Origin of the sequence: Microcystis sp. M31BS1, assembly GCF_020245285.1 — a bacterium.
GTDB classification, from domain to species: Bacteria; Cyanobacteriota; Cyanobacteriia; order Cyanobacteriales; family Microcystaceae; genus Microcystis; species Microcystis panniformis.
Window position 1 is genome coordinate 1 of the sequence record NZ_JADBVE010000237.1, and the last position, 3583, is coordinate 3583.

General features: G+C 41.3%; 3 protein-coding genes. 1 reads left to right on the forward strand and 2 read right to left on the reverse strand.

Annotation, left to right across the window (positions count from 1 at the left end):
* The first annotated feature begins 18 nt into the window (after positions 1 to 18).
* The gene (locus tag IM509_RS13935; protein ID WP_110578710.1) at positions 19 to 393 is read left to right on the forward strand and encodes a DUF4164 family protein; all 375 of its coding nucleotides are present in this window, start codon (positions 19 to 21) and stop codon (positions 391 to 393) included.
* Between the two features lie 103 nt (positions 394 to 496).
* Here the strand turns inward: IM509_RS13935 and IM509_RS13940 are convergent, their stop codons facing one another.
* Entirely contained in the window at positions 497 to 2830 is a 2334-nt protein-coding gene (locus tag IM509_RS13940) for a tetratricopeptide repeat protein (protein ID WP_287717056.1), read from the reverse strand.
* 259 nt (positions 2831 to 3089) lie between these two features.
* A complete protein-coding gene (locus IM509_RS13945; protein ID WP_185237112.1) occupies positions 3090 to 3443 on the reverse strand; it encodes a hypothetical protein in 354 nt (117 codons plus the stop codon).
* Positions 3444 to 3583 lie beyond the last annotated feature (140 nt).

Here is a 3583-nt window from a genome sequence, read left to right on the forward strand (position 1 = left end):
CCCAAGGATGTTACCAAAATGTCTAACGAAACCGTTACTTATAGTCTTGAATCCGTCCTCAAGGAAATTAAAGACAGCATCAAGGAAGTTAACCAAAAAATCGATATCTTGCAACAGGATGTTAACCAGAAATTTGATAGCTTACAAAAGGATTTTAACCAGAAATTTGATAGCCTACAGAAGGATTTTAACCAGAAATTTGATAAAATCGATGAACGGCTCACTAAGCTAGAGGTAGGACAAGCAAAACTAACTGAAAAAGTCGATGGGATGGATAGAAGACTAGAAAAGCTGGAAGGAACCCAAAAAAATCAAGTTTGGACGTTAATTATCCTTTTAGGAGGAGCGATCGGCACGGCAGCGTGGCGCTCTTTCTTTTCTGGTAATCCTTAGAAATATTACTATAATTTCTCACTTTAGGGTAGTTATGAGGGGAAATTAGCAGATGTGAAACTCAGGTTAAAAATAAGGGATATCTAACCCATCCTACCGATAATTATGCTTTCCTCAACCATCTTTTTAACAATCGCCACAATGCCACTATTATCCCCCCAATTAAAACTAAAGGAAACTTAATCACCCCCAGAAAGAAAGCAACGATTAAGGGATATTTTCGGGTTTCTAATTGCCGAATTGCCTGATCGCAATTTTGAACATCCGCTGCTAACCCCAATGCTTGAAATAATTCCCGCGACTGAAGATATGCTTCTTTCGCTTCCGATATACGTTTGAGTTTATAGTAGGTAAGTCCCAGATTAAACCAAGTATTCGCTTCACCCCCCCGATCACCGATTTCCCGTTTGATTGCTAAGGACTGTTGATAAAACTCGATCGCTTTTTGGTATTCCCCTAGGGAATAGTAAACATTGCCTAAACCTATGTAGGAATTCGCTTCACCCCCCCGATCACCGATTTCCCGTTCGATTGCTAAGGACTGTTGATAAAACTCGATCGCTTTTTGGTATTCTCCTAGGGAATAGTAAACATTGCCTAAACCTATGTAGGAATTCGCTTCACCCCCCCGATCACCGATTTCGCGTGTGATTGCTAAGGACTGTTGATAAAACTCGATCGCTTTTTGGTATTCTCCTAGGGAATAGTAAACATTGCCTAAACCTATGTAGGAATTCGCTTCACCCCCCCGATCACCGATTTCCCGTGTGATTGCTAAGGACTGTTGATGAAACTCGATCGCTTTTTGGTATTCTCCTAGGGAATAGTAAACATTGCCTAAACCTATGTAGGAATTCGCTTCACCCCCCCGATCACCGATTTCCCGTGTGATTGCTAAGGACTGTTGATGAAACTCGATCGCTTTTTCGTATTCTCCTAGGGATTGGTAAACATTGCCTAAACTGGTGAGGGATGCGGCATAATTCCAGTTGGTTTGCTCCTCCTGTTGTTGGTAAACAGTGACTAATTCAAGGTAATAATCGGCTAGGGTTTGATAATACCCCCGTCGGGTGAGAAAATTATCGATAGCACGGAGAATATCAAAAGCATTGTCGTACTCGGTTAACTGATAGTGATGATAGAAAATTTCTAGGTAAGGTTGCACATCGTTGAGGATTTCCCAGGAGTCGGGTTTAGCAATAGAAAGATAATAGGCGATCGCTTTTTGGTGTAATTCCCTTTGATCGCCGGCTTTGTATTGTGCATATTCCCAAACTAAAGGCTGAAAACTAAAAATTCGCTGGCGATTTTCCTCTTTTTCTTCTAATAATGATCGTCGCTGTAATTCTCGCAAATCTGCCGTGATCTCGGATAGTGCGATCTCGGGGTAATTATCCATCACCGCTTTGGCTGCCGGAGAATCAAATTCTCGGCGATAAATGCTGGTTTTAGTGAATAATTCCTGCTGTCTTTGGCTAAGTCGCTGAAAACTAGCATCTAAAACTAAAGCAATTCCCACTGTCTCTTGACGATGACTCCCCACCACCTGCGGATCGCTCAAAAGTTGCGATAAATTTCCTAATTCTAAGTCCGCTAACCTTTCTAAACTGGGGTTTTGCGGAAATTCTGCTAGGAGTAAATCCGCCACCAATCGCAGGAGTAATGGATGACCATCCACCCGTCGAGAAAAGTTCTCTAGATCCCCTGTTATTTGCGATTCTGCTAACAATTGCGCCCCTTCAGGTGGTTTCAAACCTTTTAGCTCAATCCAACGGTTAAAACCATTAGTTTTTGGCTTTTCTCTGGTGGTGACTATAATTTTGCTGGTGTCACCTTTTTCTATCCAAGCAGTGAAAAACTGCTGATAAAATTCATTATTCCAAGAACCATCTTCCCCTAATAAACTCTCTAGATTATCGATAATAATTAGGTGGCGATGGCGTTGCAATTGTCTGATTAAAGCTTCCTGTAAATCTATTTCTTTTTCGGGGACAGGATAACCAAATTCCGTCAGGAGTTGGCGAGCTAAACCACTAAATCCGCCCAGATTTCCCGCTTCCCACCAAAAGCGTTTTGGGAATAAATCTTTATCGTCCCCTAGGGAAGGATCGAGGGGAATTTCCTCCTCAAAAATTTTGCTGGCTAGGGTAGATTTTCCAATTCCTCCAACTCCTTTGATGCCAATCATCGCAACATTTGGATCAGTAAACCACTGCTTAATTTGGGTGATTTCCTCCTTCCTTCCCTGCCAATAGGCGAGACGTTTTCGAGCATTTCCTCCCTTGAAAATACCCCCCGATGGAGTTTCCAATCGGTTTAAAAGTTCCTCGGAAAGTATTAGATTTTTAGTCTCGATTTTGCCAATTAAATTTACTTTAGATTGATCCTGTGCCGTTGCCGATAGATTAATCTCGTTGGAATTAGTTTCTGAAGTCATGAGAAAAATTGGGGTTTTTCTTGAGATAAAAATAAGTAAATGTTAAGTAGCTGGTTACAATTAAATTTAAAATGGATTTTAGGTTCGATCCCCCCTTAGTCCCCCCTTAATAAGGGGGGTGCTGATCCCCCCTTAGTCCCCCCTTAATAAGGGGGGTGCTGATCCCCCCTTAGTCCCCCCTTAATAAGGGGGGCATCTGATAATTTTTAAGGCCTACCTACTTACATTTTGGGCGCAAGTACAGGAGAAACAAAAAGGTTTAGAAATTAACTGTATCAGCCTCAATTTTTCCTACCATTTTAACGGTACTATTATCATAAGCTGTAGCATTCATGGCGATACTTTCTTGATTGCCACTGTTGATAACTTGTTTAATTTGTTGTGCTAGGATTTGGATTTCTTGGGCAAAATTGGGGTCTTTGAGCATTTCTACCTGTAAAAAAGGAACCACTTGCTGTTCAATCATCGCCTCGGATTTAGTTTGTTCTGCTGCCGCTAAAACCTGTGCTGCGGAGGGTTCCTTTTGTAACTTTTGCTTAATTTTTTGCCACAATTCTACACCTTTATCCATGGCTCCTTCCGTTAATTTACCGATAACAGCTTCAAAGGCGATTTGGCTCTTCGGGAATTGTTATGCAAATAATTAACTTAAAATAAAATTCGATGAGAGCGCCTACGCTCAAAAGTAGCTGAAATCCATACAGGGAAGGACTTAAGGCACAAACAGGTTAATACCAAAAGATAGACAATTGA